General features: G+C 71.8%; 24 protein-coding genes. 12 read left to right on the plus strand and 12 right to left on the minus strand.

The genetic code is table 11. From position 1 onward, the window contains the following. Positions 1-51: 51 nt before the first annotated feature. From OOJ98_RS25280 to OOJ98_RS25295, 4 genes are all read left to right on the plus strand, one after another. Positions 52-1,398 carry an amino acid permease gene (locus OOJ98_RS25280; RefSeq protein WP_267057319.1) on the plus strand — a complete coding sequence of 449 codons (1,347 nt, stop codon included), beginning with the start codon at positions 52-54 and terminating at the stop codon, positions 1,396-1,398. Positions 1,399-1,536: 138 nt separating this feature from the next. After that, positions 1,537-2,856, plus strand: a complete 1,320-nt coding sequence (locus OOJ98_RS25285; RefSeq protein WP_267057320.1) for a DUF2993 domain-containing protein — start codon at positions 1,537-1,539, stop codon at positions 2,854-2,856. A gap of 196 nt (positions 2,857-3,052) precedes the next feature. Further along, positions 3,053-3,247, plus strand: coding sequence for an antitoxin (locus OOJ98_RS25290; protein WP_267057321.1), 195 nt, complete (start codon positions 3,053-3,055; stop codon positions 3,245-3,247). Positions 3,248-3,451: 204 nt separating this feature from the next. Next, positions 3,452-3,790, plus strand: a complete 339-nt coding sequence (locus tag OOJ98_RS25295; RefSeq protein WP_267057322.1) for a hypothetical protein — start codon at positions 3,452-3,454, stop codon at positions 3,788-3,790. Between the two features lie 472 nt (positions 3,791-4,262). Here the strand turns inward: OOJ98_RS25295 and OOJ98_RS25300 are convergent, their stop codons facing one another. Further along, the gene (locus tag OOJ98_RS25300) at positions 4,263-5,279 is read right to left on the minus strand and encodes a glycoside hydrolase family 6 protein (RefSeq protein ID WP_267057323.1); all 1,017 of its coding nucleotides are present in this window, start codon (positions 5,277-5,279) and stop codon (positions 4,263-4,265) included. Positions 5,280-5,672: 393 nt separating this feature from the next. Further along, positions 5,673-6,281 (minus strand): histone deacetylase, encoded by a 609-nt coding sequence (locus tag OOJ98_RS25305; protein ID WP_267058233.1) that lies wholly within the window; start codon positions 6,279-6,281, stop codon positions 5,673-5,675. 267 nt (positions 6,282-6,548) lie between these two features. Here OOJ98_RS25305 and OOJ98_RS25310 point away from each other — a divergent pair, with 267 nt between their 5' ends. Further along, positions 6,549-6,932: a nuclear transport factor 2 family protein gene (locus OOJ98_RS25310; RefSeq protein ID WP_267058234.1), complete on the plus strand. Its 384-nt coding sequence runs from the start codon at positions 6,549-6,551 to the stop codon at positions 6,930-6,932. Here OOJ98_RS25310 and OOJ98_RS25315 read toward each other — a convergent pair. The 3 genes from OOJ98_RS25315 to OOJ98_RS25325 form a co-directional block, all read right to left on the minus strand. Further along, positions 6,922-7,731, minus strand: a complete 810-nt coding sequence (locus OOJ98_RS25315; protein ID WP_267057324.1) for a helix-turn-helix domain-containing protein — start codon at positions 7,729-7,731, stop codon at positions 6,922-6,924. The two genes, OOJ98_RS25310 and OOJ98_RS25315, sit on opposite strands and share 11 nt — an antisense overlap. A gap of 15 nt (positions 7,732-7,746) precedes the next feature. Continuing rightward, entirely contained in the window at positions 7,747-9,168 is a 1,422-nt protein-coding gene (locus OOJ98_RS25320; protein ID WP_267057325.1) for a glycosyltransferase 87 family protein, read from the minus strand. A 110-nt stretch (positions 9,169-9,278) separates the two neighbouring features. After that, positions 9,279-9,668: a VOC family protein gene (locus OOJ98_RS25325; protein WP_267057326.1), complete on the minus strand. Its 390-nt coding sequence runs from the start codon at positions 9,666-9,668 to the stop codon at positions 9,279-9,281. A gap of 260 nt (positions 9,669-9,928) precedes the next feature. Here OOJ98_RS25325 and OOJ98_RS25330 point away from each other — a divergent pair, with 260 nt between their 5' ends. Beyond that, positions 9,929-11,071, plus strand: a complete 1,143-nt coding sequence (locus tag OOJ98_RS25330; protein ID WP_267057327.1) for a molybdopterin-dependent oxidoreductase — start codon at positions 9,929-9,931, stop codon at positions 11,069-11,071. Continuing rightward, complete coding sequence (locus tag OOJ98_RS25335; RefSeq protein WP_267057328.1) at positions 11,071-11,481, plus strand: hypothetical protein; 411 nt, start codon at positions 11,071-11,073, stop codon at positions 11,479-11,481. Before OOJ98_RS25330 ends, OOJ98_RS25335 begins: the two co-directional genes overlap by 1 nt. 24 nt (positions 11,482-11,505) lie before the next feature. Here the strand turns inward: OOJ98_RS25335 and OOJ98_RS25340 are convergent, their stop codons facing one another. Next, on the minus strand, positions 11,506-12,372 hold the full coding sequence (locus OOJ98_RS25340) for a TrmB family transcriptional regulator (RefSeq protein WP_267057329.1): 867 nt from the start codon (positions 12,370-12,372) through the stop codon (positions 11,506-11,508). A gap of 557 nt (positions 12,373-12,929) precedes the next feature. Between OOJ98_RS25340 and OOJ98_RS25345 the strand changes: the two genes are divergently transcribed. Continuing rightward, positions 12,930-14,972 carry a putative Ig domain-containing protein gene (locus OOJ98_RS25345; protein ID WP_267057330.1) on the plus strand — a complete coding sequence of 681 codons (2,043 nt, stop codon included), beginning with the start codon at positions 12,930-12,932 and terminating at the stop codon, positions 14,970-14,972. 66 nt (positions 14,973-15,038) lie between these two features. Here OOJ98_RS25345 and OOJ98_RS25350 read toward each other — a convergent pair whose 3' ends face one another. The 3 genes from OOJ98_RS25350 to OOJ98_RS25360 are packed head-to-tail and all read right to left on the minus strand — an operon-like array spanning position 15,039 to position 17,217. Beyond that, positions 15,039-15,701, minus strand: a complete 663-nt coding sequence (locus tag OOJ98_RS25350) for a bifunctional 2-polyprenyl-6-hydroxyphenol methylase/3-demethylubiquinol 3-O-methyltransferase UbiG (protein WP_267057331.1) — start codon at positions 15,699-15,701, stop codon at positions 15,039-15,041. Next, positions 15,695-16,471, minus strand: coding sequence for a DUF2064 domain-containing protein (locus OOJ98_RS25355; RefSeq protein ID WP_267057332.1), 777 nt, complete (start codon positions 16,469-16,471; stop codon positions 15,695-15,697). Before OOJ98_RS25355 ends, OOJ98_RS25350 begins: the two co-directional genes overlap by 7 nt. A gap of 17 nt (positions 16,472-16,488) precedes the next feature. After that, on the minus strand, positions 16,489-17,217 hold the full coding sequence (locus OOJ98_RS25360) for a glycosyltransferase family 2 protein (protein ID WP_267057333.1): 729 nt from the start codon (positions 17,215-17,217) through the stop codon (positions 16,489-16,491). Positions 17,218-17,341: 124 nt separating this feature from the next. Here OOJ98_RS25360 and OOJ98_RS25365 point away from each other — a divergent pair, with 124 nt between their 5' ends. After that, positions 17,342-18,139, plus strand: a complete 798-nt coding sequence (locus OOJ98_RS25365; protein WP_267057334.1) for a response regulator transcription factor — start codon at positions 17,342-17,344, stop codon at positions 18,137-18,139. Continuing rightward, complete coding sequence (locus OOJ98_RS25370; RefSeq protein ID WP_267057335.1) at positions 18,132-19,250, plus strand: sensor histidine kinase KdpD; 1,119 nt, start codon at positions 18,132-18,134, stop codon at positions 19,248-19,250. Before OOJ98_RS25365 ends, OOJ98_RS25370 begins: the two co-directional genes overlap by 8 nt. A gap of 173 nt (positions 19,251-19,423) precedes the next feature. Here the strand turns inward: OOJ98_RS25370 and OOJ98_RS25375 are convergent, their stop codons facing one another. Next, positions 19,424-20,422, minus strand: a complete 999-nt coding sequence (locus OOJ98_RS25375; protein WP_267057336.1) for an NAD(P)-dependent oxidoreductase — start codon at positions 20,420-20,422, stop codon at positions 19,424-19,426. Between the two features lie 80 nt (positions 20,423-20,502). Here OOJ98_RS25375 and OOJ98_RS25380 point away from each other — a divergent pair, with 80 nt between their 5' ends. Beyond that, positions 20,503-20,814 (plus strand): 4a-hydroxytetrahydrobiopterin dehydratase, encoded by a 312-nt coding sequence (locus OOJ98_RS25380; RefSeq protein WP_267057337.1) that lies wholly within the window; start codon positions 20,503-20,505, stop codon positions 20,812-20,814. Between the two features lie 95 nt (positions 20,815-20,909). Here the strand turns inward: OOJ98_RS25380 and OOJ98_RS25385 are convergent, their stop codons facing one another. Both OOJ98_RS25385 and OOJ98_RS25390 read right to left on the minus strand, forming a co-directional pair. Then, positions 20,910-22,292: a S8 family serine peptidase gene (locus tag OOJ98_RS25385; RefSeq protein WP_267057338.1), complete on the minus strand. Its 1,383-nt coding sequence runs from the start codon at positions 22,290-22,292 to the stop codon at positions 20,910-20,912. Positions 22,293-22,548: 256 nt separating this feature from the next. Then, positions 22,549-23,385 carry an aldo/keto reductase gene (locus OOJ98_RS25390; RefSeq protein ID WP_267057339.1) on the minus strand — a complete coding sequence of 279 codons (837 nt, stop codon included), beginning with the start codon at positions 23,383-23,385 and terminating at the stop codon, positions 22,549-22,551. Between the two features lie 475 nt (positions 23,386-23,860). Between OOJ98_RS25390 and OOJ98_RS25395 the strand changes: the two genes are divergently transcribed. After that, the gene (locus tag OOJ98_RS25395) at positions 23,861-24,913 is read left to right on the plus strand and encodes a chitinase (RefSeq protein ID WP_267057340.1); all 1,053 of its coding nucleotides are present in this window, start codon (positions 23,861-23,863) and stop codon (positions 24,911-24,913) included. Positions 24,914-25,187: the final 274 nt, after the last annotated feature.

The following is a 25,187-nucleotide window of genomic DNA, read 5'->3' on the forward strand; positions in this document are numbered from 1 at the left end:
GTACCCGACCATGGTCAGGTTTGTCCCGTACGAGAGGCGCGCCACCCCACCATGACCACGCAAGAAACCCAGAGCAAGCACGCACGGCAGTTCGGCCTGCCGGTCGCCATCACTCTGGTCATGGGCAACATCATCGGCGGCGGAATCTTCCTGCTGCCCGCCTCCGTCGCCCCCTTCGGCACGATCAGCCTGGTGGCCTTCGGCGTCCTGACCGCCGGCGCCATCGCGCTCGCCCTCGTCTTCGGCCGGCTCGCCGAACGGCACCCCCGGACCGGCGGCCCCTACGTCTACGCCCGCGAGGCCTTCGGCGACTTCGCCGGATTCCTCGCCGCCTGGTCCTACTGGATCACCACCTGGGTCTCCAACGCCGCGCTCGCGGTCGCCGCCGTCGGCTACCTGGACGTGCTCATACCCGTCCACGGCTCCAAGGCCGCGACCATCACGGCGGCACTCCTGCTCCAATGGCTCCCGGCGCTCGCCAACCTCGCCGGCACCCGCTACGTGGGCGCGGTCCAACTCGTCGCCACCGTACTGAAGTTCGCCCCGCTGCTCCTCGTCGCCGTGGGCGGGCTCTTCTTCTTCGACCCGGCCAACCTCGGCCCCTTCCAGGCGAGCGACCGGTCCGGGCTCGGCGCGATATCGGCGTCCGCCGCCATCCTGCTCTTCAGCTACCTCGGCGTGGAATCCGCCGCCGTCAGCGCCGGCGAGGTCCGTGACCCGCGCCGCAACGTGGGCCGCGCCACCATCCTCGGCACGACCGGCGCCGCCGTGATCTACCTCCTGGGAACGCTCTCCGTGTTCGGTACGGTCCCGCACGCCGAGCTGGTCGGCTCCACCGCCCCCTTCACCGACGCCGTGAACTCCATGTTCGGCGGCGCCTGGGGCGGCACGGCCGTCGCCCTCGCCGCCCTCGTCTCCATGGTCGGCGCGCTCAACGGCTGGACCCTGCTGAGCGCCCAGACCCCGTACGCCGCCGCCAAGGACGGCCTCTTCCCCAAGGTGTTCGCCGTCAAGAGGCGCGGCGTGCCCACGGCGGGCGTCCTGGTCACCGCCGTGCTCGCCTCGCTCCTCACGGTCTACAACTACACGGCCGGCTCGAAGGGCGTCTTCGAGATCCTGGTCCTCGTGACCACGTTCACCGCCACCGTGCCCTACCTCCTGTCGACCGCGGCCCAGATCTACTTCCTCGCCTCGGGGCAGCCCGAACGCGTGCACCGCTCCCGGCTGGTCCGCGACGCCGTCCTGGCCGTCCTCGCCTTCGGTTTCTCGATGTGGCTCGTGGCGGGCTCCGGGTACGAGGCGGTCTACCAGGGCGTGCTTTTCCTCTTCGCGGGCGTCCTCGTGTACGCGTGGATGGCGGCCCGCAAGCAGCGCACCCGGGACGGGTCCGCCGCATGACGTGTTGTTCGCCACGGTCCCGCACCACGCGGCGGATGTGAGCGCTCTCAGGCGTCCCATTCCGGACGTATCGCCACCGGCGGTTCGATACGAGTGGATCATGTGTGGTGGGATGAGGTGATGCGAACCCCCACACGCATGCAACCCCGTTACCGCAACCCCTATGACGAGCTCGCAGCACTCGCCGACCCCGAACCGGAGCCCCACCCCGGCGACGACCCCTGGGACGAACAGGGGTGTGCCACCCAGGAGATACCGGCCGCCACGCCGCGGCAGGACAGGGCGGACGGTGCGCCGGGAGCGCTCTCAGGCGGCCTGCCGGACCCCGGATCCGACGACGGCTTCTGGGCTCCGCAGCCCGAGCGCGAGCGCCGCCGCACCGGCCACGGGCGCCGCGCCAGGCGCGCCCCTCGTCGCACCCCCCGGCGCGCCCGCAGCGCGTTCGCCGCACTGCCCCGCGCCGCCAAGCTCCTGGCCGCGCTCGCCGTGTGCGCGGGTTTCCTGCTCCTCGCCGACCGGTGCGCGGCGATGTACGCCGAGAAGAAGGCGCAGCAGGCACTCCGGCACCAGCTGCACCTGGAGGCCGCCCCGCAGGTGGACATCCACGGCTTTCCCTTCCTCACTCAGGTGCTGAACAAGCGCCTGGAACGCGTCGACGTCACGGTGCCCCATGTGCCGGCCGACCGGATCTCGCTTGCCAAAGTGCAGGCCAGCGCGCGTGACATCGAGCTGACCGGCGATCTGCCGAGCGACATCCGCAGCGCCGTCATCGGCAACCTGAACGGCGAGATCGCGCTCTCCTTCGACGACATGAACCGCGAACTCGCCGCATCACAGGTCAAGTTCAGCCGCCGCAGCGACAACTCCATCGCGGCGGACGGCCGGCTGACCATCGCGGGCCAGGAGCTGCGGGTACGGGCCGACGCCCAACTGCGCGTCGACGGCGACCGCGGTCTGTCCACGGACGTCGACGGCATGAGCCTCGACATGCCCGGCATCGCCACCTACCGCCCCGGTAAGAACAGGGGCCTGACCCTGCACCGCGAGACCGCCGAACTCATCAGCCGCGACACCGCCCGCGTCAAGGCGCTCCTGTCGGTGCCGGCCGTGGTGCAGCGGCTCGGAGTGCCGCAGAGCGACATCGACGCCGCGTTGCGCAACGAGGCGAAGCTGCACGAGCTGGTGGGCACGCCTCGCTTCGTGAGCCGGCTGATGGGCGTCAACCTCGTCGATGTGGTGGTGGACCACCCCTGGCTGCTCTCCAAGGTCGGCATCGATCCGAAGCTGGTGGCCGGTCTGCTCCAGATGCGGCCGCCGGAGCTGTCCGACCGCCTGTCCTTCTCCTTCACGCTGCCCAAGGAGGCCCAGAACCTGCGGCTGCGCGGAGTGCGCGTCGAGAAGGACGGCATCGTGGCGACCGTCACGGGCGTGGAGCTCGCGGTCGGCAAGAGCGACTAGCCGCCGACGGCGTTCCGTCGGTCGGCCGCGTTCAGGCGGCCGGGGCGCGCAGGGGTGGACCGCGCAGGAACGGACTGGGGTGGACCGGCGGGCGTGCGGTGCCGGGCCCGGGATCCCGGGCCGGTCGGTCCCTGGGGGTGCGAAGCCCGGCGAAAGCGCGGATGCTGGGTGTGCCAGCATCCGCAAGGAGGCAGTTATGTCGATGCTCGACAAGCTCAAGGGCCTGCTCAAGGGTCACGAGGACACCGCGCGTCAGGGAGTCGAAAAGGGCGGCGACGCGTTCGACGCGAAGACCGGGAACAAGTACCAGAGCCAGGTCGACACGGCCCAGCAGAAGCTCAACGAGCAGCTGGGCTCCGACAAGCCTCAGGACCGCCCGCCGCAGGCGTAGCCCTCGGCGAGACTGCCCCTCACCCGTGGACCGGCCGTACGAGGCCGGTCCCGGGCATGGGCGCGACCAGCCGTACGAGGCCGGCCCCGGGCAGGGGCGCGCGGCGTGCGGGCTGCGTCAACCGTGGCAAGCCACATCACCCGGTAGAGCGGATCTGCGGGGAATCCGAGCACGTCGCGGCCGTAGCTGGGCAGAGCTGTCCTCGTGCCGTCCGTCTCCCTCACCGCCCTGCGCCGCACCTTCGTGGTGCTGCTGGTGCTCGGCGTGCTGTTCGGGGCGGCGCCCGAGGCCCTGGCGGTCGAGGGGCGGACGGTGGACACGGCCGCGGTTTCGGTGGCGCCCGAGCCGTCGAACGAGGCCGCGCCGGACGCGGCCGAAGCCGTGCTCCCGCCGCAGTCGGGCCGCGTCGCGCGGCCGGACCGGCCGTCGCCGGACGCCGTCGAGCAAGCGCTCCGGTCCGGACACCCCTTCCCCGCCCCGTACGCCCCGACCCGTCGGCCGACGGCGGCGACGGGGCTGCGCTGTGTGGTGCTGCGCTGCTGACCGTTCCGTACGGAACCAGGTCGGACAGTCAACTCGCTTACGCAGCAAGGTGGTTCAGCCATGCCCATCGACCCGTTCGCGGCTCTCAACGCCATGATCCGAGCCGAGGCCGCCCGCATTCAGCCCGCCGGGCCCGGCGCTCCCGAGGAAGCCGATCCTGCCGAGGGAGGGGAGGAGCGCCGACGCGAGCAAGGTCCCGTCCGGCGCCAGGTCCGGGCGCAGGTAACGGACGAGTAGCCGTACCGGCCTCAAGGGCCGGCCTCAAGCTCCGACCTCAAGACCGGGCGCCAAGACCGGGCGCCAAGACCGGGCGCCAGGGTCTTGCGCCAAGGTCTGGCGCCAGACCGGGCGCCAAGACTGACATCAGGGCTCGGCATCACATCCCGGCGCCAGAGCGACTCCGTGGTTGGGGCCGGTGCGTGAGAGCGCTCTCACGCACCGGCCCACCCACCGCCGCACCACCCCGCCTCTCTCAGGAACGCGCTCCCCGGGCCAGTTCGAGCGCGTACTCCGGCCACCAGCGCCCCGCCGACGGCCCGCCGCGGCAGGCTCCGTCCGACTCGCCGGGGCGTTTGATCCACAGGTAGGAGTCGATCAGCGGGTCACCCGTGGCCGCCGTGGGCGGGATCCCGAGCGCACGGCCCGGCGGGTTGCACCACGTGTCGCTGCCGGCGTCCGTATAGGGGCCGTTGCCGTTGCGGCTGGTGTCGACGACGAAGTGCTTGCCGTCGAGCGCGGCGGAGAGCCGGTGCCCGTACTCCGCGCTGGACGCGTTCGTCTGGAAAGCCGAGACGTTGAGCGAGAAGCCGTCGGCCTTGTCGATGCCGGCCCGGCGCAAGGGGTCTTCAAGCTGCGTCTGGTCCGTGATCCACCCGGAGTGGCCAGCGTCCAGATACACCTTCGTCGCCGGGCCGCGCTTCAACTGCTCGACGGCGTACGCGAGGAGCGAGAGCCGCTCGGCCGAGGGCGCCGCCTCGCAGCCGCTCACCAGATGGGCGATCGCGTCCGGCTCGACGATCACGACGGCGCGGCGCTCACCGATGCCGCGCGCGAACGCGTCGATGTACAGCCGGTACGCGTCCGCGTCCTGCGCGCCGCCCTGCGAGAGGCCGCCGCAGTCCCGGTGCGGGATGTTGTACGCGACGAGTACCGGGATCCGGCCGGCGAGGTCGGCGGCGCTCGTCAGCTCGCGGACCGTCTGCTCGATCCCGTCGGGCCGCGGCCAGTCCGCCTGCGGCCGCAGCGAGATCCGCTCCACCAGCTCGGCGTCCGAGGTCCGCCCGGCCGCGCGCCACTCGGCGACCTGACTGGCCGCATGGCCCACCGGGTTCACCCAGTAGGGGCCCGGGTAGGGCGGGCCGGGGGCGGGCAGGGACCGCGGGAGGGCACACGCGATGGAGAGCGCGGCCGCCAGCACCGCGAGGCAGCGGAGGGTGCGGGAGCGCGACGTGCGGGAGCGTGTCCTACGAGGGCGTGGCGTGCCGGGCATGGGACTCCAAGGATGCCGAACCGGACCCACCCCTCGCGAAGATCTTGACACCGGGCGCCCGCCCCGCGCCCGCACCCGGGGCCGTACGGGCGAACCCCCGTGCGCAGGCGGGGGAACGGACGAGCACCCACCACCCGCCGCGTGCCCAGCGCCTCAGCAGAGTCGCCGCAGGCTACGCGCACTCCGTCCAGCCCGTCCGCGTCGTCCCCGTGTCAGGACCGCAACGCGAGGCCGCTCTCCGTGGACGGCGCCTCGACCCGCAGGGTCCCCGCCCTCGATGTCCTCCTCGAAACCGGTGGCGCTCCATGAGCGCCGCCCTGGCTCCGGAGTACGGAGGGGAGGGCGCGCCGACACGAGGGTGTCGTACGCGCGCGCCACGGCCCCTCAACTGGCCTATGCGGAAGCGCCGTTGGGTCGATCGGTGTCGTCCCGCAGCAACTCGGCGACGGCCCGCTCGGTCCACAGGCCCGCGGTGCCGGGGCACGCCGCCAGGTAGGCGGTCACCGTGTCCACGTCCCAGGCGCCCGCTTCCAGCAACCCCTGTGCGAGATGGCGCAGATAGGCGGCGGAGGGCGCGGTCGGGGCAACCTCGTGCATGCGCCACGGCGCCGTGAAGGTGAGCACGGGGCGGCCGTCGAGCGAACCGGGGCAGATGAGCGTCTCGTACCGGCCCGCGCCCAGCACGGATCTGCCCGCACGCACCGCCTCGCCGAGGTCCAGCTCGCCCCCGGGCTCGCGGTACATCTCCTGCGCCGCGATGTCGGTGAACTGCTCCGCCGAGACCAGATGCGCGCGGGCCAGTACGCGGCCCTCCGCCTCCGGGTCGTAGAACGCCCGCCCGCCGCGCCACACGGGGGAGCGGGTGGCGAAATAGAGCGCTCCGCGCAGCTCCACCGGCACGGACGCGACGGGAGGCCGGCGGTCCCGGCACCCCGGGTAACTCCTGGCCGCGCCCGGTGGCCGGCCGCCCGCGATGTAGTGGGCGAGCCGGTCGAGATGCATGTTGGACCCGTAGGAGGCGTACCAGACCTTGCCGTCCGGGCCGCCGCCCCGGCCGTCCGCCTCACCCGGCGGCGCGTCGCGCACGGCCCCGCCCTTCCCGCCGCCACCCGCGGGCTGAGAGCGCTCTCGCATTACCTTCGCGGTAATCGCCCCGCCGCCCGCGCCCCGGCACAGTGAGGGACATCGGGACCCGGGCGGCGCACTCCGGTCGGGTCCCGGATCGCTGAACAGGCAGGCCGTACTTCAGGACGTACCTCACGGAGGCTGATTTCCATGTCGGAGAACCGTTACGAGACCGCCGTCGCCCGCTACTTCGAGGCCTGGAACGCCGGCTCGGCCGAGGATATAGCCAAGGCCGTCGCCGTGGCGTGGACCGAAGGCGGGTCCTACACCGATCCCTTCGCCGATGTCGCGGGGCACGACGCGGTCGCCGCCGTGATCGCCGGGACGCAGGCACAGTTCCCGGGATTCGTGTTCCGGCCGCTCGGTCCGGTCGACGGGCACCACCACTTCGCGCGCTTCGGATGGGAGCTGGTGTCGGTGGCCGACGGCTCCGCACCGGTCGCCGGCTTCGATGTGGTCGCCCTCGCCGAAGACGGCGGCATCCGTTCCGTCGCCGGGTTCGTGGACCGCGTACCGCCTACGGCGTGAGTGACTGGAGGTACTTCGCCGTCTCCGGGTCGGCCGGCAGGAACGTCTCGATGGCCAGCTCGGAGACGGTGACGTCCATGGGCGTGTTGAACGTGGCGATGGTCGAGATGAACGACAGGACCCGGCCCGCGTGCTCGATGCGCAGCGGCAGCGCGAACGGGAACGCCTGCCGCTCGCCCGGGTCCCCCGGCTCCGCTGCGTGGGTCGCGGGCACGGGGTGGGCGGCGACCTCCTCGTACAGCGCGCGCAGGGCGTCGCTGCGCAACAGCGCGATCTGGCGCTCCATCTGCTCCAGGAGGTGGCCGCGCCACTGCGGCAGGTTGCGGATGCGCGGCGCGAGGCCCTCCGGGTGCAGGGTCAGCCGCATCGCGTTGACCGGCGGGGTCAGCAGATGCCCGGCCACCCCGTCGAGGAGCATCTCGATGCCCCGGTTCGCGGCGAGCACCGTGTACGTCGCGTCGACCATCAGCGCCGGATAGGGCTCGTACGCCCGGAGCAGACGGTCCATGCCCGCGCGCAGGGAGCTCATCGCCGGGTCGTCGAGCGGGGTCTGCGCGTAGTGCGGGGCGTAACCGGCCGCGAGGAGAAGGGCGTTGCGCTCGCGGACCGGCACGTCCAGGTGCTCCGCGAGCCGCAGGACCATCTCCTCGCTGGGGCGTGACCTGCCGGTCTCGATGAAGCTGATGTGACGGGCCGAGGAATCGGCGCGCAGCGCGAGCTCCAGCTGGCTGAGCCGGCGCTGCACGCGCCAGCCGCGCAGCAGCAGCCCTACTCCCGTGTCCAGCGCGGCGGTTGTCATGGAGCAGACAGTAACTCAGGCAGTGACACGCTCCGGTGCCGCGACCTCGCCCGCGCTCGTGCTCCGCTCCGGCCGGCCGGCGAGGCGGCGCCGGACCAGCCAGCCCGCGAGGACCGCGCAGGCGGCGACCGAGTACGCCACCCGTGCCATCGGGAAGTCTCCCGACGCCTTGGCCACGACATAGGTGCACGCTCCCGCCATGGCGAGGGTGAGCCACTCCCACCGCCCGTCCAGCGCGACGAGGGCGACCACGAGCAGCGCGTACCAGGAGTATCCGGGGGTGAGCAGCAGGAAGGCCCAGCCGAACAGCAACAGGGCGCCCGACCAAGGGCGTTCGGCGTAGCCGCGCCACATCACGTACCCCGTCACCGCGGCCAGCGCGATCAGGGCGACCGGCAGGCCCCAGCTGTCGGGCAGCACCATCCGGATGAGCGCGAACCGGCCCTGCCCCGTCGGATCGTCGTACCCCTCCTCCTCGGTGTAGCCGCTGAGGTAGCCGAGCACGGAGGAGTGCGAGGCGAGGACGTAGGGGAGGTAGGAGAGCGCGACGGTCGCGGTGGTCGACAGCAGTACGGTGACCGGCCGTTTGCGCAGCACTGCGGGCAGCACCATCGCGGGCAGCATCTTGACGGCGACCCCCGCGCCGATCAGCGCCCCGCCCGCCGCGGCGCGCAGTCGCCCGACGGCGCGGCCGCCGGTGAGCGCGGCGAGCCCCGCGACGGTCATCAGCACGGCCAGGACGTCGACATGGGCGTTGTTGACCGCCTCCAGGGGCACGGCGGGACACCACGCCCAGAACGCGGCGCCGGACACGTCGCCGGGCGCGCCGTCCCGGCCGCGCCTGCGCAGGACGCGCACGAGAACGAGGGTGGTGCCGACCGCGAAGAGCGCGCCGCCGATCTGCAGTGGCTTGAGGCGGGCCCCGCCGGGCGAGATCTCATCCACCACGAGGTAGTACGCCTCGGCGACCGGCGGGTAAATGGTGTGCACGGCGGGCCTGTTGAGGCGGGTGCAGCCGCCGTCGACCCGGGCGCGCTCGGGGCGCGCACACTGCGCGCGGCTGGTGGGGAAGAGCCAGGGGTCACGCAGCCGGGCCAGCCGGGGATCGCCCGGCGCATAGTCGTACGGGGAGATTCCGGCGGCCTGCACCCGCCCGTCCCAGGCGTACCGGTAGGCATCGGTGCTGGTGCGCGGGGGAGCGAGCAGGCCGGTCGCGGCGACGGCGATCCCGCCCGCGACGATCAGCGCCGCGCGGTGGCGGGCCGGCACCTTGCGCACCGACCAGGCGGTGACGGCGAACAGCGCCCAGGCCGCCGCGTACCACCACGAGAGGCCGGCCGGATCGAGCCGGAACCCGTCCTTGAGGACGGTGAAGGCGAGCACGGTGGTGAGCGCGGCGAGCAGGACGGCGGTGCATACGGTACGTCGATGGGTCACCCCGCGAGCCTCGCAGCTCGCGGCCCCGAAGCGGTGCAGGCCACCCCCGCCGTCCGCGAACCGTAAGGTTCACGCGGACGCGCGGAAGCGGCCCGCGCCGCCCGCGCGTGTTACTGCCAGCCGCCGTAGGGGACGGTCAGCAGTTCCAGCCAGTGGCCCGAAGGGTCGGGGAAATAGACCCCGCGACCGCCGTCATTGTGATTGATCTCGTTCGGGTGCTTGCGATGCGGATCCGCGAAGAACGGAAGCTTCAATTCCGTAATGCGCTCGAATGCCGCGTCGAACACCTCGTCGGAGACGAGGAAGGCGTAATGCTGGGATGCGATCTCGACGCCTTCGGGCACGGTCGCGAAGTCGAGAGTGACTCCGTTGCTGGTCACGACGGGGACGAACGGTCCCCATTCCTTGCCGGCCTCAAGGCCGAGCATATTCGCCAGGAATTCGGCGGACGCCCGGTTGTCCCGGGATCCGACAATGGTGTGATTCAACTGTACTGACACGGTGGAATGCCTCCATCGGGCATCTCACAGACACCTCCATGTCTCACCCGGTCGGTGACCGACACGCGATGCTGCCCGAAGATCCTAACCATGTTCCGCCGGACCTGTCACCGTATTGTTCGCGCCATCGCATTCCTTTCCGGACGCGTCCCAAGGCGTGATCGGCGGCTCGCCCCGGCGCATGGTCCAAGGGGTGGCGTTCGCGAACCGTAAGGTGTCGGACCACCCGGAACGGGGGTCCGCCGGGGTGGGATGGAGCCATGAAGCCACGACTTCCCGCAGTGCGGCCACCCGCCTTCCGGGGCCGACTGCACGACGCGCGCACAGCGACCTCGATCGGCCGCTGGCTGGGTGCCGCGATCGCGGTCTGCTTCGGCACCGGACTGATCAGTCACTACCTCCAGCACCAGCCCGGCTGGCTGGTGGACGTCCTGCCCAGCAGGCCCGTCTGGGGGTACCGGCTCAGCCAGGGCCTGCACGTGGCTTCCGGCATCGCCGCGATCCCGCTGCTCCTCGCCAAGTTGTGGACGGTCTATCCGCGGCTGTTCGCCTGGCCGCCCGTGCGGTCCGTGCGCCACGCCCTGGAGCGGCTCTCGGTCGCCGTCCTCGTCGCGGGCGCCGTCTTCGAACTGTTCACCGGCCTCCTGAACACGGTGCAGTGGTATCCCTGGCCGTTCTCCTTCGTGCCGGTGCACTTCGCCGTCGCCTGGCTCCTGGCCGGCGCCCTCATGCTGCACATCGCCGTCAAGTACCCTGAAATCAAAGCGCATTGGGGAGCCCGGTCGCCGGGCACCCTGGAGCTGCCGGCCGCCGACGGGCCCGACCGGCGCTCCCTGCTGACCGGCGTGGCCGCCGCCGTCGGCGCCGTCACCCTCACCACCGTCGGCCAGGCCCTCACCCCCCTGAAGTTCTTCGACGTCCTCGCGCCGCGCCACCCCGACTACGGAGCCGAGGGGCTGCCCGTCAACCGGAGCGCGCGGGCCGCCGGAACCACCCATGTCGACATCGCCGCCTACCGGCTGAGCGTCATGGGCCCCCGCCCCTACGTCCTCACCTTCGACGAACTGTCCGCGCTCACCCAGCACGAATCCGTCCTGCCCATCGCCTGCGTCGAAGGCTGGAGCAAGTCCGCCCACTGGACCGGCGTACGCATGATCGACCTGCTGCGCCGGGCCGGCGCCCCACCGGACGCCCGGGTACGGGTGGTCTCCCTGGAGCAGTACGGCGCCTACCGGACGATGGAGATGGGCCGCGACTACGCCCACGACCCGCTGACCCTGCTCGCCCTGAAGCTCAACGGCCAGACCCTCACCGCGGACCACGGCTACCCCGCCCGCATCATCGCCCCCAACCGCCCCGGAGTCCTCCAGACCAAGTGGGTCACCCGCCTGGAGGTGATGTGATGCGCGTCGTTCTCGGCGCGGCCGGGCTCGCCCTCATGGCCGCCGGCGGACTGCTGGTATGGGACCAGGCCACACACTGGGACGTACTCATCTGGCTCGCCGGAGCCGTCGTCCTGCACGACGGCATCATCGGGCCGCTGGTCATCGCGGTGGCCCTGCTCTCCGGTGGCCTCGCCAACCGGGGCCTGGTGCGCGGCACGCTGATGACCGGCGGCTGCCTCGTCCTGATCGCGCTCCCGCTCCTGCTGCGCCCCCTCCCCACGAACAACCCGTCGGTGCTGCCGCTCAACTACGCGCGGGGCCTGCTGATCTCGCTCGCCGTGGTCGCCGTACTCGCCGTACTGCTCGGCGTCGTCCGGTGGGCCCGGCGCAGGCACGCCGGCCACGAGGCCGGCGCCCCGGAGGGCTGAGGCGGCCGGATCCCGCCCTTTCGCTCAGCCCGCGTCCGGCTCCGCCGTATCCGGCGGCTCCGCGCTCCCCACCGCGTCCGCCGCCTCGGCCCGCATCGGCTCCGCCGCCTCCCACACGCTCTGGAAGGCCAGCCGCAGGCAGGCGGCGAGCGCCGGGTGCTCGATGTAGAGCGCGGTCGTCGCGCCGGTCCCGGCGACCGGGTCCGGCATGTCGCACAGCACCAACGACGCGTCGGCGATGACCAGTTTGAGCGGCAGCCGCTGTGCGAAACGCGCCTCCTCACCGGCCTCGGCGAAGCGCCGCACATTCTCCAGGACCTCCTCGTCCGCGAGCGCGTCGTGCGTGTACACCGCGCGCACCGTACCCTTGGCGCGCCGGAGCCGCCGAGTGGCCTTGATCCCGGAGGTGTTGGCGGCCGGCGCGACGAACGGAGGCATGCAGAAACTGAGCAGTTCGGAGTCGGCCTGTTCCTGGATGTCCGCGAAACGCTCCGCGATCTGGCGCGGATCACGCAGCACTTCGATGTAGTCGAGCGGGTCGGTGTGCGCCCGCCCGTCCGACCACAGCGGCAACAGGAGCGACGTCAGGCTCGTCGACACCTTCTCCAGCCGTTCCAGGGACTCCCTCTGACGGTTCATCAGGCGGGTCAGGGCGAGCTCGGGGGCGACCGCCGTGAACGTCGTGACGCGCCCCCGGTGGGCCACGGCCAACTGGGCGCGGACCAGCTTGTCGAGCACGTCGTAGATGCGCTGGCGCGGCACCTCCGCCTCCCGCGCCACCTGCGCCGCGGTGTAGGAGTCGCGCCTGACGAGCGCGAGGTAGACCCGAGCCTCGTACCGCGAAAGCCCCAGCTCGACCAGGGAGCCGACCGACTCCTCATCCGGCTCCATGCGCGTCCCCGTCCGGCTCCATGTACGTCCTCCTCTGATCGATGCCCGCCACCGTATACACCCATCCCCGGCTCTGAGCAGTCCTGTGATCCTCGGGGAATCAGACGGACGGCCCGACCGGTGATCCATCCCTTTTCGAGGGCAAGGCTTTGCCTGGGGCTTGCCTCAGCCTGTTGTCGCCCCCGGCCGCCCTCGCTACCTTCGTCCCTGCCACCACGTGAGCGGGTGGCAGTTTTCACGAAGCGCCACTGTCATGCACTGGTCAGGCACAGCCGCTTCCGCCGATCCTGTGCGTACCCGTTCTGATCAGCCGTTTCCGATCAGTACGCCCCTGTCACTCCGCGCTGCTCAACCGCGTATCCCCACCGCGTCGTTCCGCGACGAGGCGCTCGACACGCGGCGCTCGGCACGTGCTGGTCACGTGCACGCACCCGCACCGCCCCACGTCCGGCACACGTCATGCCGGACGCGCCGGATCCGCGCCGCAGCACAGCCGCACCCCAGTACCTCCCGTCTGCCGCGATCCGGCGAATCAACCCCCCATGGAGGGCAGTTCCTTGTACTCGAAGAGACCCTTCGGCCTCCCCGCACTCACCGGGCGCGTCGCCACCGCCGCCCTCGGCGCGGCGGCCCTGGTCACCGGCGGACTCATCGCCGTCGCCCCGTCCGTCGCCGCGGCCACACAGGGCGCCGCCACACAGAGCTCCGCCACACAGAGTTCGAGCACACAGAGCGCCGGCACACATGCCGCCAACACCCAGCGGCTGTGCGCCCAGCCCGCCAAGGCCGGCATGATGTCCTGCCTGGCACTGGCCCGCACCGACGTCCAGCACCACCTCGGCATATCCCCGAACGCCCTGCCCTCCGGCTACGGCCCCTCCGACCTGCAGAGCGCCTACGCCCTCCCGGCGAACGCCGGCGCCGGCACGACCGTCGCGATCGTCGACGCGCAGGACGACCCGAGCGCCGAGTCCGACCTGGCCACCTACCGTTCCCAGTACGGGCTGCCCGCCTGCACCACAGCGAACGGCTGCTTCAAGAAGTCCGACCAGAACGGCGGCACCAACTACCCGACCGCCGACTCGGGTTGGGCCGGCGAGATCTCCCTCGACGTCGACATGGTCAGCGCCGTCTGCCCGCAGTGCCACATCCTGCTCGTCGAGGCCAACTCCGCCAGCATGGACGACCTCGGCGCGTCCGTGAACCGCGCCGTCGCCATGGGCGCCAAGTACGTCTCCAACAGCTACGGCGGCTCGGAGGACTCCACCGACACGAGCTCCGACTCCACCTACTTCAACCACCCCGGCGTCGCCATCACCGTCTCCTCCGGTGACAGCGGCTACGGCGTCGAGTACCCGGCCGCCTCCCAGTACGTGACGTCCGTCGGCGGCACCTCCCTGAGCCGCTCGAGCAGCACCCGCGGCTGGTCCGAGTCGGTCTGGGGCTCCAGCTCCGGCGGCGAGGGCGCGGGCTCGGGCTGCTCGGCGTACGACCCGAAGCCGTCCTGGCAGCACGACACCGGCTGCGCCAAGCGCACCGTCGCCGACGTCTCCGCGGTCGCCGACCCCAACACCGGCCTCGCGGTGTACGACAGCTACCAGGCCAGCGGCTGGAACGTGTACGGCGGCACCAGCGCCTCCTCGCCCATTATCGCCGGCGTGTACGCGCTCGCCGGCACCCCCGCCGCGAACACCGTCCCGGCGTCCTACCCGTACGCCCACACGTCCTCCCTCAATGACGTGACCTCCGGCGCCAACGGCAGCTGCAGCAACTACCTGTGCAAGGCCGCCGTCGGCTACGACGGTCCGACCGGCCTCGGCACCCCGAACGGCACCGCGGCCTTCACCAGCGGCACCAGCACCGGCAACACCGTGACGGTGACCAACCCGGGCAACCAGTCGACCCAGGTCAACACCGCCGCCTCCCTCCAGATCCACGCCACGGACTCCGGCAGCGGCCAGACGCTGACCTACAGCGCCACCGGCCTGCCTGCGGGCCTGTCCATCAACGCCTCGACCGGCCTGATCTCCGGCACCCCGACCGCCACCGGCAGCTCCAACGTGACGGTCACCGCCAAGGACTCCACCAACGCCACCGGCTCGACGTCCTTCACCTGGACCGTCACGACTTCGGGCGGCGGCGGCTGCACCGCGGCCCAGCTGCTCGGCAACCCCGGCTTCGAGACCGGCAGCGCGACGCCCTGGTCCGCGACCACCGGCGTCGTCGACAACTCCAGTGGTGAGCCCGCCCACTCCGGTTCCTGGAAGGCCTGGCTCAACGGGTACGGCGCCGCCCACACCGACACGCTCTCCCAGACGGTGACCATCCCGGCCGGCTGCCACGCCACCCTCAGCTACTACCTGCACATCGACACCAAGGAGACGACCACCACCGTCGCCTACGACAAGCTGACGGTGACCGCCGGCTCGACCACCCTGGCGAGCTACTCCAACATCAACAAGAACACCGGCTTCGCCCAGAAGTCCTTCGACCTCTCCTCGTTCGCGGGGCAGACGGTGACCCTCAAGTTCAACGGCACCGAGGACAGCAGCCTGGCCACGTCGTTCGTCATCGACGACACCGCGGTCAACGTGAGCTGACCCGAACACCCTTGGGCGGGACCGGGGTTGATCCCCGGCCCCGCCCTTCGCCGTGCGTCCGCGCCATCAGTCCAGGCGCAGCGCCACGAACGCCCGGCCGGCCGCGGTCCAGCGTCCGGCCGGGCGCCAGCCCAGCGGGAGGGCGCAGGACAGCAGCGCGTTCGTGCCGAGCCGCGCCCAGGGGAAGTCGCCACCCGCCGCGCCGCTCGCGTCGGTGACGCGGACCCGCATCCGTTCATCGATCTCGTACGGGGCCGCCTCGGCGAGCAACAGGCCGCCCGGAACGACGAGTTGGGCAACGCGGGCCAGCAGCGCGGCGGGGTCGCCGCCGATGCCCACGTTCCCGTCGACGAGCAGCGCGGTGTCCCAGCGCCCCTCGCCGGGGAGGTGGTCGAAGACCGAGCGGCACAGCGCGCTGCCGCCCCAGTCCCGGGTGTGGCGGACCGCTTCGGCGCTCACGTCGACCCCGAGCGCGGCGACCCCGTCGGCGGCGAGCGCGGCCACCAGCCGGCCGGGCCCGCACCCGATGTCGAGGACCGTGCCGCGACATCGGCGCAGCACCGTACGGTCCGCCACGTCCGGCTCGGCGCACCAGCGTTCGACTTCCAGGGGCAGCAGCCAGCCGTCGGGCCGGCGCAGGAACAGCGGGCCGCGCCCCGAGCGCACGGCATCCGTATACGGGTCGGCGTGCCAGGCCGCCGGAACCGTGGCCGAGAGCGCTCTCACCATGCGCGCACCCCGGCCGTCGAGTGCCCGCCCGCCGCGGGCCCTTCGGGGGACGACCCGGCCGGGGGCCCGACCACCGCCGGCTCGTCCGGCGTGCCCCCGACAGCCGCCGGCTCCGCCGCCTGCGCCCCGACGGTCGCGGCGCCGCCCGTCCGGGCCCCCATCCGCAGGGACCGCGCGAAGCGGCCGTGCGGGGCTTCGGCGGCGACGAGTTCGGCGTCCCGCGCGGTGTCGACATCGCGCAGCCGCGCCAGCTCGTGCACGACGAGCCCGGCGTCGTCGAGTCGCTGCCGCTGGACGCGTCCGGTCTCGGACACCGACATCGGTACGCCGAGCAGCAAGGAGGGATCGGGCTCGGTCAGGCCGAGCGCCCAGAACCCGCCGTCGTCGGCCGGCCCGAACCACGCGTCGCGGGGCCCGCCCCCGGCCAGCGCCGGCGCGAGCAGATCCGGCGTGACCTGCGGGGTGTCCATCCCGATCAGGAGCGCGGGGCCGGTGCACGCGGCGAACGCCGCAGCGATCCGCTCGTCGAGCCCGCCGGCGCACTGCGGGATCACCTCGATGCCGGGCGGGAGCCAGGGGCCCGGCTCGCCGTCGAGCACCAGGACCCTCCGGCGTACGGGCGTGGCGAGCACCGCGTCGAGGGTGTCGGCGAGCGACGCCTCGGCGATCCGGGCCGCCTCACGCGGGGTGTACGGCGGGGTGAGCCGCGTCTTGACCCGGCCGGGGACGGGCGCCTTCGCGAGGACGAGCAGCGTGGTGCCCGACGTCATGGAGCGCTCCGGGCCCGTCATCGGGCGACCGCCACGGCGGGCGCAGCGGCCGGCGGCTCGGCCAGCACCCGGCGCATGTCGTGCACCGCGTTCCAGGTGCCCCGCCACGTACCGGTGACCTTCGACTTCCCGGCGCGCGGCAGATAGGCCACATCGTGCTCGGCCACCCGCCACCCCGCGTCGGCCGCGCGCACCACCATCTGGAGCGGATAGCCACTGCGGCGGTCGGTGAGAGCGAGGCCGAGCAGCGCCTCGCGGCGCGCGGCCCGCAGCGGGCCCAGGTCGTGCAGGCGCAGCCCGGTGCGGCGCCGCAGCATCCGGGCGAGCGCCAGGTTCCCGGCGCGGGCGTGCAGCGGCCACGCGCCGAGCTTCTGCGGCCTGCGCCGGCCGAGCACCAGGTCGGCGGTGCCGTCCGCGACCTCCCGCACGTAGCGGACGAGCTCGGCCGGGTCCAGGGACGCGTCACAGTCGCAGAAGCAGACGAACTCCGCCTCTGCGGCGAGCAGCCCGGCGTGGCAGGCGGCGCCGAAGCCCCGGCGGGGCTCATGCACCACCGTGGCGCCGAGAGCGCGCGCTACATCGGGTGAACCGTCGGTCGAGCCGTTGTCGACGACGACGGCCCGCCAGCCGTCCGGGATCCGGGCCAGTACCCAAGGCAGTGCCTCGGCTTCGTCGAGGCAGGGCAGCACGACGTCCACGGTCACCGCGGGCGGTGCGGCGGGGGATGCGGAAGAGGTTTCAGTCACGCCCTCACCGTACGAATCCAAACCGGGCAAAACGGATATCGGGTTCTTACGAAACGCGGACATCCCCCGCCCGGGGTCCACCTGGCGCAGACGGACCCCTCCCGGCGGTGCGACGCTGGATGCCATGCACAGCACCGAGAGCCGCATCCTGGTCGTCGACGACGACCCGACCGTCGCGGAAGTCGTCACCGGCTACCTGGAGCGGGCGGGCCACGCCGTCGACCTGGCCGCGGACGGCCCCGCCGCCCTGCGCGCGGCCGCCCGCCGCCGCCCCGACCTGGTCGTACTCGACCTGATGCTGCCCGGCATGGACGGCCTGGAGGTGTGCCGCAGGCTGCGCGCCGACGCCCCCGTACCGGTGATCATGCTGACGGCGCGCGGCGACGAGGACGACCGCATCCTCGGCCTGGAAATAGGTGCCGACGACTACGTGACGAAGCCGTTCAGCCCGCGCGAGCTGGTGCTGCGCGTCGAATCCGTCCTGCGCAGGGCCCGCACCGCCGCCGCCCGCCCGGGGCCGCGCATGGCCCGCTCCGGCATCGCGCTCGACCCGACCGCCCGCACCGCGTCGAAGGACGGCGTCGAACTCGCCCTGACCCTCAGGGAGTTCGACCTCCTGGCCTACCTCCTCGCCCGCCCCGGCGAGGCGATTTCGCGCGAGCGGCTGATGCATGAGGTGTGGGGCTGGGAGTTCGGCGACCTCTCCACCGTGACCGTCCATGTGCGGCGGCTGCGCGGAAAGATCGAGACCGACCCCGCCAAGCCCGCCCTCATCCGTACCGTCTGGGGCGTCGGCTACCGCTTCGAGGCCGCACCGGACACGCTCGGCGCGGCAGCCGACGCCGGCCTCTCCCGCGCGGGCGCCGGCTCGGGAGACGCTACGCTCGGCAGCGCGATCGTGAAGGGTGCCGACCATGGGTGACGTGCTGCTCATCGCCCTGTACGCCTTCCTGGGCGCGGCAGCGGCGGGACTCTGCGGCGCCCTGGCGCTCCGCCTTCTGCGACACCGGTCGCTCACCGCGTCGGTGACCGTGGTCGCCGCCGTCGCGGTCGTCGCCATGCTGGCGGGCACGCTCGCCGTCGCCTGGGCGATGCTCCTGAACTCCCACGACCTGACCGTCGTGACGGTGGTCGTCGCCATGGCAGCCGTCGCGTCCCTGGCCACCGCGCTCCTGCTCGGCCGCCGAGTCGTCGCGAGCAGCCGCCGCCTCGCACTCGCCACCCGCTCCTTCGGCGACGGCGGCAGCTTCGACGCCCCCGTGGGCCCCACCACCGCCGAACTGGCCGCACTCAGCCGGGAGTTGGCAGCGACCAGCGCGAAGCTGACCGAGTCGCGCGAGCGGGAACGGGCGCTGGAAACCTCCCGCCGCGAACTCGTCGCGTGGATCTCCCACGACCTGCGCACCCCGCTCGCCGGGCTCCGCGCGATGGCCGAGGCCCTCGAAGACGGCATGGCCAAGGATCCCGAGCGCTACTTCCGCCAGATCCGGACCGAGGTCGAACGCCTCAACTCCATGGTGGGCGACCTCTTCGAACTCTCCCGGATCCACGCGGGAGCGCTCTCCCTCAACCCCGCCCGCATGTCCGTCCACGACCTGATCGGCGACGCTCTGGCCGGCGCCGACCCGCTCGCCCGCGAACACGGCGTCCGTCTGGTCGGCGAGCGCGTCGACGCGGTACCGGTCGAAGTGGACGGCAAGGAGATGACCCGCGTCCTCGCCAACCTGCTGGTCAACGCCATCCGGCACACCCCGGCCGACGGCACCGTGGCGGTCGGCGCCCGGGACCGGGACGGCGCCGTCACGCTCTCCGTCACCGACGGCTGTGGCGGCATCCCCGACGACGACCTGCCCCGGGTCTTCGACACCGGCTGGCGGGGCACCGAGGCACGCACCCCACCCGGCGGCGCGGGCCTCGGCCTCGCGATCGTGCGGGGGATAGTGGAAGCCCACTCCGGCCGCGCCGAAGTGCGCAACGTGGCGGGCGGCTGCCGCTTCGAACTGACCCTCCCCGCCGCCACCGCCACGACCTGACCCCGCCGAACCACCTTCGGCACGAGCGCCCGTCGTACCGGCGCCCTGTCGCCCGGCAGCGCGACCGCTCCCGAGCGCCCGCCCCGCCGGCGCCCCGTCGCCCGGCAGCGCACCCCTGCCGCGGGCAGCGCACCCGGCCGGTGGAGGCCGCAGCCGCCCAGCAGTGGCCGGCCCTACGACTCCGCGGCGGCGAACTCCGCCATCCCCTCCTCGAAGCCGACCGCCGGCTTCCAGCCCAGTTCACCGCGCAACCGCGCCGAGTCCGCGGTGATGTGCCGTACGTCCCCGAGCCGGTACTCGCCCGTCACCACCGGCTCGGGACCGCCGTGGGCCGACGCCAGCGCACCCGCCATCTCGCCCACGGTGTGCGGGGTCCCGCTGCCCGTGTTGTACGCCGTGAGGGCCCCGGGTGTCCGGCCGGAGAGCGCTTCCAGAGCCACGACGTTGGCTCCCGCCACATCGCGTACATGGACGAAGTCCCGGCGCTGGCGGCCGTCCTCGAAGACCCGCGGCGCCTCGCCGCGCGCCAGCGCCGAGCGGAAGAACGAGGCGACCCCCGCGTACGGCGTGTCCCGCGGCATGCCGGGCCCGTACACGTTGTGATAGCGCAGCGACACGGCCCGCCCGCCGGTCGCCCGTGCCCAGGCGGCGGCCAGATGCTCCTGCGCCAGCTTGGTGGTGGCATACACGTTGCGCGGGTCGACCGGCGCGTCCTCCGCGACCAGCCCAGGGCTCAACTCGGCCTCGCAGTGCGGGCATTGGGGCTCGAAGCGACCGGAGTCCAGCCATTCGACCGGCCGCGGCCCGGGGCGTACGACCCCGTGGTCGGAGCACTCGTAGCGGCCCTCCCCGTAGACCACCATCGACCCGGCGAGCACCAGTTCCCGAACGCCCGCCTCGGCCATCGCGGTCAGCAGCACCGCGGTGCCGAGGTCGTTGTTGCTGACGTAGTCCGGCGCGTCACCGAACCCGGTGCCGAGCCCCACCATCGCCGCCTGATGACACACCGCGTCCATCCCGCGCAACGCCCCGGCGACGATCTCGGGGTCGCGAACGTCGTCCTGTGGCCGGATCGCCCGGTCGAGGACGAACGGCTCGTGGCCGTGCGCGGCGAGCGCTGTGACAATGTGCGAGCCGATGAAGCCCGCGCCTCCCGTGACAAGTACACGCATAAGGGAGACGCTACGGATGCGGAGCCTTCCCGTCACGGCTCCACCCCGCCATGTCACCACCCCGTAAGGAGTACCCGGGCATGCCTCTTGAGCCGCTGTCACAGAAGGACGTAGAGGACCGGCTGACCGAGCTGCCGGGCTGGTCGCTGTCGGACGGCCACGATCGGATCTCCCGCAGCTACCGCCTCGCGGGGCACTTCGCCGCGACCGCGCTGGTCGTCCACATCGCCCAGATCCAGGAGGAGCTCAACCATCACAGCGACCTGACGCTCGGCTACAACACGGTCGCCCTGTCGGTGAACACCCATGACGCGGGGGGCGCCCTCACGGAGCTGGACTTCCGACTCGCCCACCGAGTGGAGGAGATCGCTCCCAGGCACGGCGCGGAGTAGTCCCGTCCGGGGCGCCGGCCGCGGAGGGGCGGGGACGACGGCGCCGCCGCCCGCGAGGAGCGGACGGCGGCGGTCGTGCGGGGGTGCGGAGCGCGTCAGTGGTGGCGGCTCTCGCGGGCCAGCGCGGTCACGAAGTGGGCCGCGTCGATGGTGCCGACACCGGTCGCCATGTCGTAACCCTTGACGGCGGTGTAGCCGGTGACGCCGGCGTAGCTGTTGTTCGTGCCGTCCTTGACGTCCACCAGGCCGGAGCCCGGCTTGTACCCCTCGTGCTTGTAGAGCGAGTACAGCGCGTCATTGATGTTGCCGAGGCGGTGCCCGGCGGCCTGGTCGGCGAGGGCGACGATGCCGGAGAACAGGGGGCTCGCCTCACTCGTGCCGCCGGAGACGTCCCAGCCGACGGCGGTCGGGTCGTAGCTGGAGTACACCCAGGCGCCACCGTTGACGGCGGCCGCCATCGAGATGTCGGGGGTTCCGCGGCGGTTGCCGACGGCGTTGCGCACGCCGTTCTGGAAGGAGGGCCGCTGGAAGACGTGCGACTGACCGCCGCCGCCCGAGCCGTTGTCGTTGTAAACGCTCTCAGGGCTGAGGCGGTTGCCCTTGTCGTCGAGGTGCAGCTGGGTGCCGCCGATCGACGTGACCAGCGGGTCCGAGGAGGGCCAGGAGTTGACGCGCTCCTTGTAGTAGCCCGAGCCGTCCGCCGTGTTGTCGGTCGCGCCGCCGTCACCGGAGGAGGCGAGTACGGTCACCCCGTGGGCGGCCGCGTCCTTGAACGCGTACCGCAGCTTCTGGATGCTGGAGAAGTCACCCTTGTCGAAGCCGGGGAAGGTGTTCTCCGTGGCGCCGAAGCTCTGCGTGATGACATCGCCGACGCCGTGGTCGATGAGGTGCTTCTCGGCGTCCATCATCTCGGGCAGGCCGGTGACACCCTCGGTCTCGGCGACCGCGGTCTCCACCAGGACGATCTTGGCGCCGGGAGCGACGGCGTGGGCCATCTCGACGTCCAGCGTCGACTCGCCGGCCCAGCCGGTCATGTCCTTGTTCTTGGGGTCCCACTTGGGAACGTTGCCCCACTTGACGACATCGACCTTGCTGCTGGGGATGCCGTACTGCTTGCTGTAGACGTCCAGATCGTGCTGGATCGTCGGCGAGCCGAACGAGTCCACGATCACGATCGTGCGGCCCTTGCCCGTGATGCCCGCCTTGTAGAGCGGGTTCAGGTTGTACGCCTGGCGGTACTGCAGCGGGCCGTAGCAGGCGATCTTCCACTTGGCCTGGCACTGCTCGCTGGTGAGCGGGCCGCTGGTCGAGTGGGCGAGCTGGTGCCCGGCGATCGCCGGAACGGGCTTTACCTGCGGGGCGGCAGGTGCGGCGGTGGCGGACCCGGACAGCGGGGTGGCCATCAGCGCGGCAGCGGCAAGGGCGGTGGCCCCGACTGACGCTACTGCGGTACGAGTCCGGGGGCGGGCTATGCGCATGAATGCTCCCTGAGTGGGGGTGAAGCCGCACGGGGCGGTCTTCGCGATCCCATCGGGAAGGTCATGCGCAGGACAAGAGCATTTGTCTCTTGATGTCGAACGCTTTGCCTGAACGGCACACTTAAATGAACATTCTTGATTGGTAGCTGACCAACCAGGTCCGAAAAGCGACAAAAGGGGTGCCGCCAACCTGAGTTGGCGACACCCCTCCGGTCATGGACCGATCAAGGCCTGTGCAGGGCCGAGACGCGTCTGATCAGGCGCCCAGGTTGAACTCGGACGGGTTCGGCCCCAGGCGCTTGCCCTCGTCGAGAGCGGCGAGCGCGGCCAGGTCGTCCGCGTCGAGCTCGAAGCCGAAGACGTCGATGTTCTCCTTGATCCGCGACGGCGTCACCGACTTGGGGATCACGACGTTGCCGATCTGGAGGTGCCAGCGGAGCACCACCTGTGCGGCGGTGCGGCCGTGCTTCTGTGCGATCGCAACGACGGTCGGCACGTCGAGCAGCCCTCGGCCCTGGCCGAGCGGCGACCAGGCCTCGGTCGCGATGGAGTGCTTGGCGTGCAGCGCGCGGGACTCCGCCTGCGCGAGCTGCGGGTGCAGCTCGATCTGGTTGACGGCGGGGACCACCGAGGTCTCACCCAGCAGGCGCTCCAGGTGCACCGGCTGGAAGTTGGACACGCCGATCGCCCTGGCGCGCCCGTCCGCCAGGATCTTCTCGAACGCTTTGTACGTGTCGACGTACGCGTCCTTGGCCGGCACGGGCCAGTGGATCAGGTACAGGTCGACGTAGTCGAGGCCGAGCTTGTCGAGCGAGGCGTCGAAGGCCCGCAGGGTCGAGTCGTAGCCCTGCTCGGAGTTCCACAGCTTCGTGGTGATGAAGAGGTCTTCGCGGGCGACCCCCGAGGAGGCGACGGCCTTACCGGTGCCGCGCTCGTTCTCGTAGATCGCGGCGGTGTCGATGCTTCGGTACCCGGACTCGATCGCCGTCGCGACCGCCTTGGCGGCCTCGTCGTCCGGCACCTGCCAGACACCGAAACCGAGCTGCGGCATCTCGACGCCGTTGTTGAGGGTGATGGAGGGGACCTTGCTCACGAGCGGTCGATCCTTTGCGTCGTCGGTTGGTACTCACATCGTCAACGAACGACTGGGCCCACGCATTCCCAGAGGTACCGACAAATCGCTCCTGACCTGCGGTTCGGTCCAGTTTCGGCACAGCTCCCGCACAGCCGTCCGCCAGGGCGTCCCCGAAGCCGGGCGGGTGCGGCCCATTTCCGCGGTTTTCTTCGGTCCAGACCATTGACCGGGCTCCGACAACACGCAACCCTATGGCAGACCGCTGAACGACAGTCATGAATATGAACACTTGGGCTTGGCCTGCCCGAGTGACAGCCAGGCGTGCGCCTTTGTTCCTGACCCTAGGCAGAACCTCTCAACTCACCGCTGCTCAAGGTGAGTTGGGTCGATCTGACTCAAGTCACCCCCCCCGCATCTCCCTAATCCCCCTACGCCCACCCCCCACGCCCCACGCCCACCACCCCCCACATTGCCCCCACGGAAGGACACCCCCATGCGTGCTGCCGTATCCCCGCGCCGTCTCGCCGCGTCCCTCACCGGTCTCGGCTGCCTGCTTCTGCCCGCCGTCGTCTCGATTCCGCAGGCCAGCGCGGCCAACGCGCCCGAAGCGCCCGGCGCCGCCGCCACCTCCGCCTCCTCTTCCTCCGTCACCGCGTCCGGGTCGATGGCTGCCGCCCCGTACGAGTACCTCGGCTGGGGGAGTCCCCAGAAGCCCACCGACGTGATGGCGGCGACGGGAGTGAAGTGGTTCACGCTGGCCTTCGTCCTCTCCGACGGCGGCTGCAACCCGAAGTGGGACGGCTCGCGCGCCTTGACCGGCGGCTCCGATGAGAGCGCGATCAAGTCCATCCGGGGTGCCGGCGGAGACGTGGTCGTGTCGGTCGGCGGCTGGAGCGGAAACAAGCTGGGGGAGAAGTGCTCCAGCGCCGCCGCGCTCGCCGGGGCGTACCAGAAGGTGATCAGCGCCTACCACCTGAAGGCGCTCGACATCGACATCGAGGACACCGAGTTCTCCAACGCCACCGTGCGGCAGCGGGTGGTCGATGCGCTGAAGATCGTCAAGACCAACAACTCCGGGCTCGTCACCTACGTGACGATGGGCACGACGCCGACCGGGCCCGACGCCAACGGCAAGGACCTCATCAAGAAGGGGGCTGCCGCCGGACTCGCCAACGACGGCTGGACGATCATGCCGTTCGACTTCAACGGTCACAGCGGCTCCATGGGTTCGGCCACTGTGAGCGCTCTCGAAGGACTGAAGGCCGCCGTGAAGAGCGCCTACGGCTACAGCGACGACGCCGCTTACCGCCACATCGGCGTCTCCTCCATGAACGGCAAGACCGACGAGTCCGACGAGACCGTCACCACGGGGGACTTCCAGACCATCCTCGGCTACGCCCGGCAGCACCATCTGGCCCGCTTCACCTTCTGGGCGGTCAACCGCGACCGGCAGTGTTCCTCCGGCGGCGACGCGAGCTCCTCGTGCAGCGGGGTCGGTCAGTCCCCCTACGCCTTCACCAAAATCGTTTCGCAGTACGCGGGTTGAGGGCCGCGCCCTGCGCCGCTGATGGCTCGTGGGTGAGCGCGCCCCCGTCGGCCGACATCCCCGCCCCCAGCTTCCGGCCCACGCCGGAGCCGGGAGCCGGGGGCCCGGCCGGCGGGGGCGCCGCGCTGTGGGGCACCGCGCTGCGGGACTCCGGCGCCCTGGACTCCAGCGCTCTGGGCCCCGGCGCTCCGGACTCCGGCGCCCTGGGCTCCGGTGTCCGGGGCTTCGACGTTTCCGCCCCGGGTCCGCATTTGTGTCGCTATGGACGAATTCA

The organism is Streptomyces sp. NBC_00083 (assembly GCF_026343295.1).
Classification (GTDB): Bacteria; Actinomycetota; Actinomycetes; order Streptomycetales; family Streptomycetaceae; genus Streptomyces.

What these genes read in the sequence shown, in the direction of transcription:
- OOJ98_RS25300 (WP_267057323.1), bottom strand. Translation starts at nt 5,279, where the DNA reads ATGCCCGGCACGCCACGCCCTCGTAGGACACGCTCCCGCACGTCGCGC.
- OOJ98_RS25375 (WP_267057336.1), bottom strand. Translation starts at nt 20,422, where the DNA reads ATGCGTGTACTTGTCACGGGAGGCGCGGGCTTCATCGGCTCGCACATT.
- OOJ98_RS25280 (WP_267057319.1), top strand. Translation starts at nt 52, where the DNA reads ATGACCACGCAAGAAACCCAGAGCAAGCACGCACGGCAGTTCGGCCTG.
- OOJ98_RS25305 (WP_267058233.1), bottom strand. Translation starts at nt 6,281, where the DNA reads ATGCATCTCGACCGGCTCGCCCACTACATCGCGGGCGGCCGGCCACCG.
- OOJ98_RS25340 (WP_267057329.1), bottom strand. Translation starts at nt 12,372, where the DNA reads ATGGAGCCGGATGAGGAGTCGGTCGGCTCCCTGGTCGAGCTGGGGCTT.
- OOJ98_RS25355 (WP_267057332.1), bottom strand. Translation starts at nt 16,471, where the DNA reads ATGACGTCGGGCACCACGCTGCTCGTCCTCGCGAAGGCGCCCGTCCCC.
- OOJ98_RS25370 (WP_267057335.1), top strand. Translation starts at nt 18,132, where the DNA reads ATGGGTGACGTGCTGCTCATCGCCCTGTACGCCTTCCTGGGCGCGGCA.
- OOJ98_RS25350 (WP_267057331.1), bottom strand. Translation starts at nt 15,701, where the DNA reads ATGGTGAGAGCGCTCTCGGCCACGGTTCCGGCGGCCTGGCACGCCGAC.
- OOJ98_RS25335 (WP_267057328.1), top strand. Translation starts at nt 11,071, where the DNA reads ATGCGCGTCGTTCTCGGCGCGGCCGGGCTCGCCCTCATGGCCGCCGGC.
- OOJ98_RS25315 (WP_267057324.1), bottom strand. Translation starts at nt 7,731, where the DNA reads ATGACAACCGCCGCGCTGGACACGGGAGTAGGGCTGCTGCTGCGCGGC.
- OOJ98_RS25380 (WP_267057337.1), top strand. Translation starts at nt 20,503, where the DNA reads ATGCCTCTTGAGCCGCTGTCACAGAAGGACGTAGAGGACCGGCTGACC.
- OOJ98_RS25285 (WP_267057320.1), top strand. Translation starts at nt 1,537, where the DNA reads ATGCAACCCCGTTACCGCAACCCCTATGACGAGCTCGCAGCACTCGCC.
- OOJ98_RS25365 (WP_267057334.1), top strand. Translation starts at nt 17,342, where the DNA reads ATGCACAGCACCGAGAGCCGCATCCTGGTCGTCGACGACGACCCGACC.
- OOJ98_RS25395 (WP_267057340.1), top strand. Translation starts at nt 23,861, where the DNA reads ATGCGTGCTGCCGTATCCCCGCGCCGTCTCGCCGCGTCCCTCACCGGT.
- OOJ98_RS25330 (WP_267057327.1), top strand. Translation starts at nt 9,929, where the DNA reads ATGAAGCCACGACTTCCCGCAGTGCGGCCACCCGCCTTCCGGGGCCGA.
- OOJ98_RS25385 (WP_267057338.1), bottom strand. Translation starts at nt 22,292, where the DNA reads ATGCGCATAGCCCGCCCCCGGACTCGTACCGCAGTAGCGTCAGTCGGG.
- OOJ98_RS25290 (WP_267057321.1), top strand. Translation starts at nt 3,053, where the DNA reads ATGTCGATGCTCGACAAGCTCAAGGGCCTGCTCAAGGGTCACGAGGAC.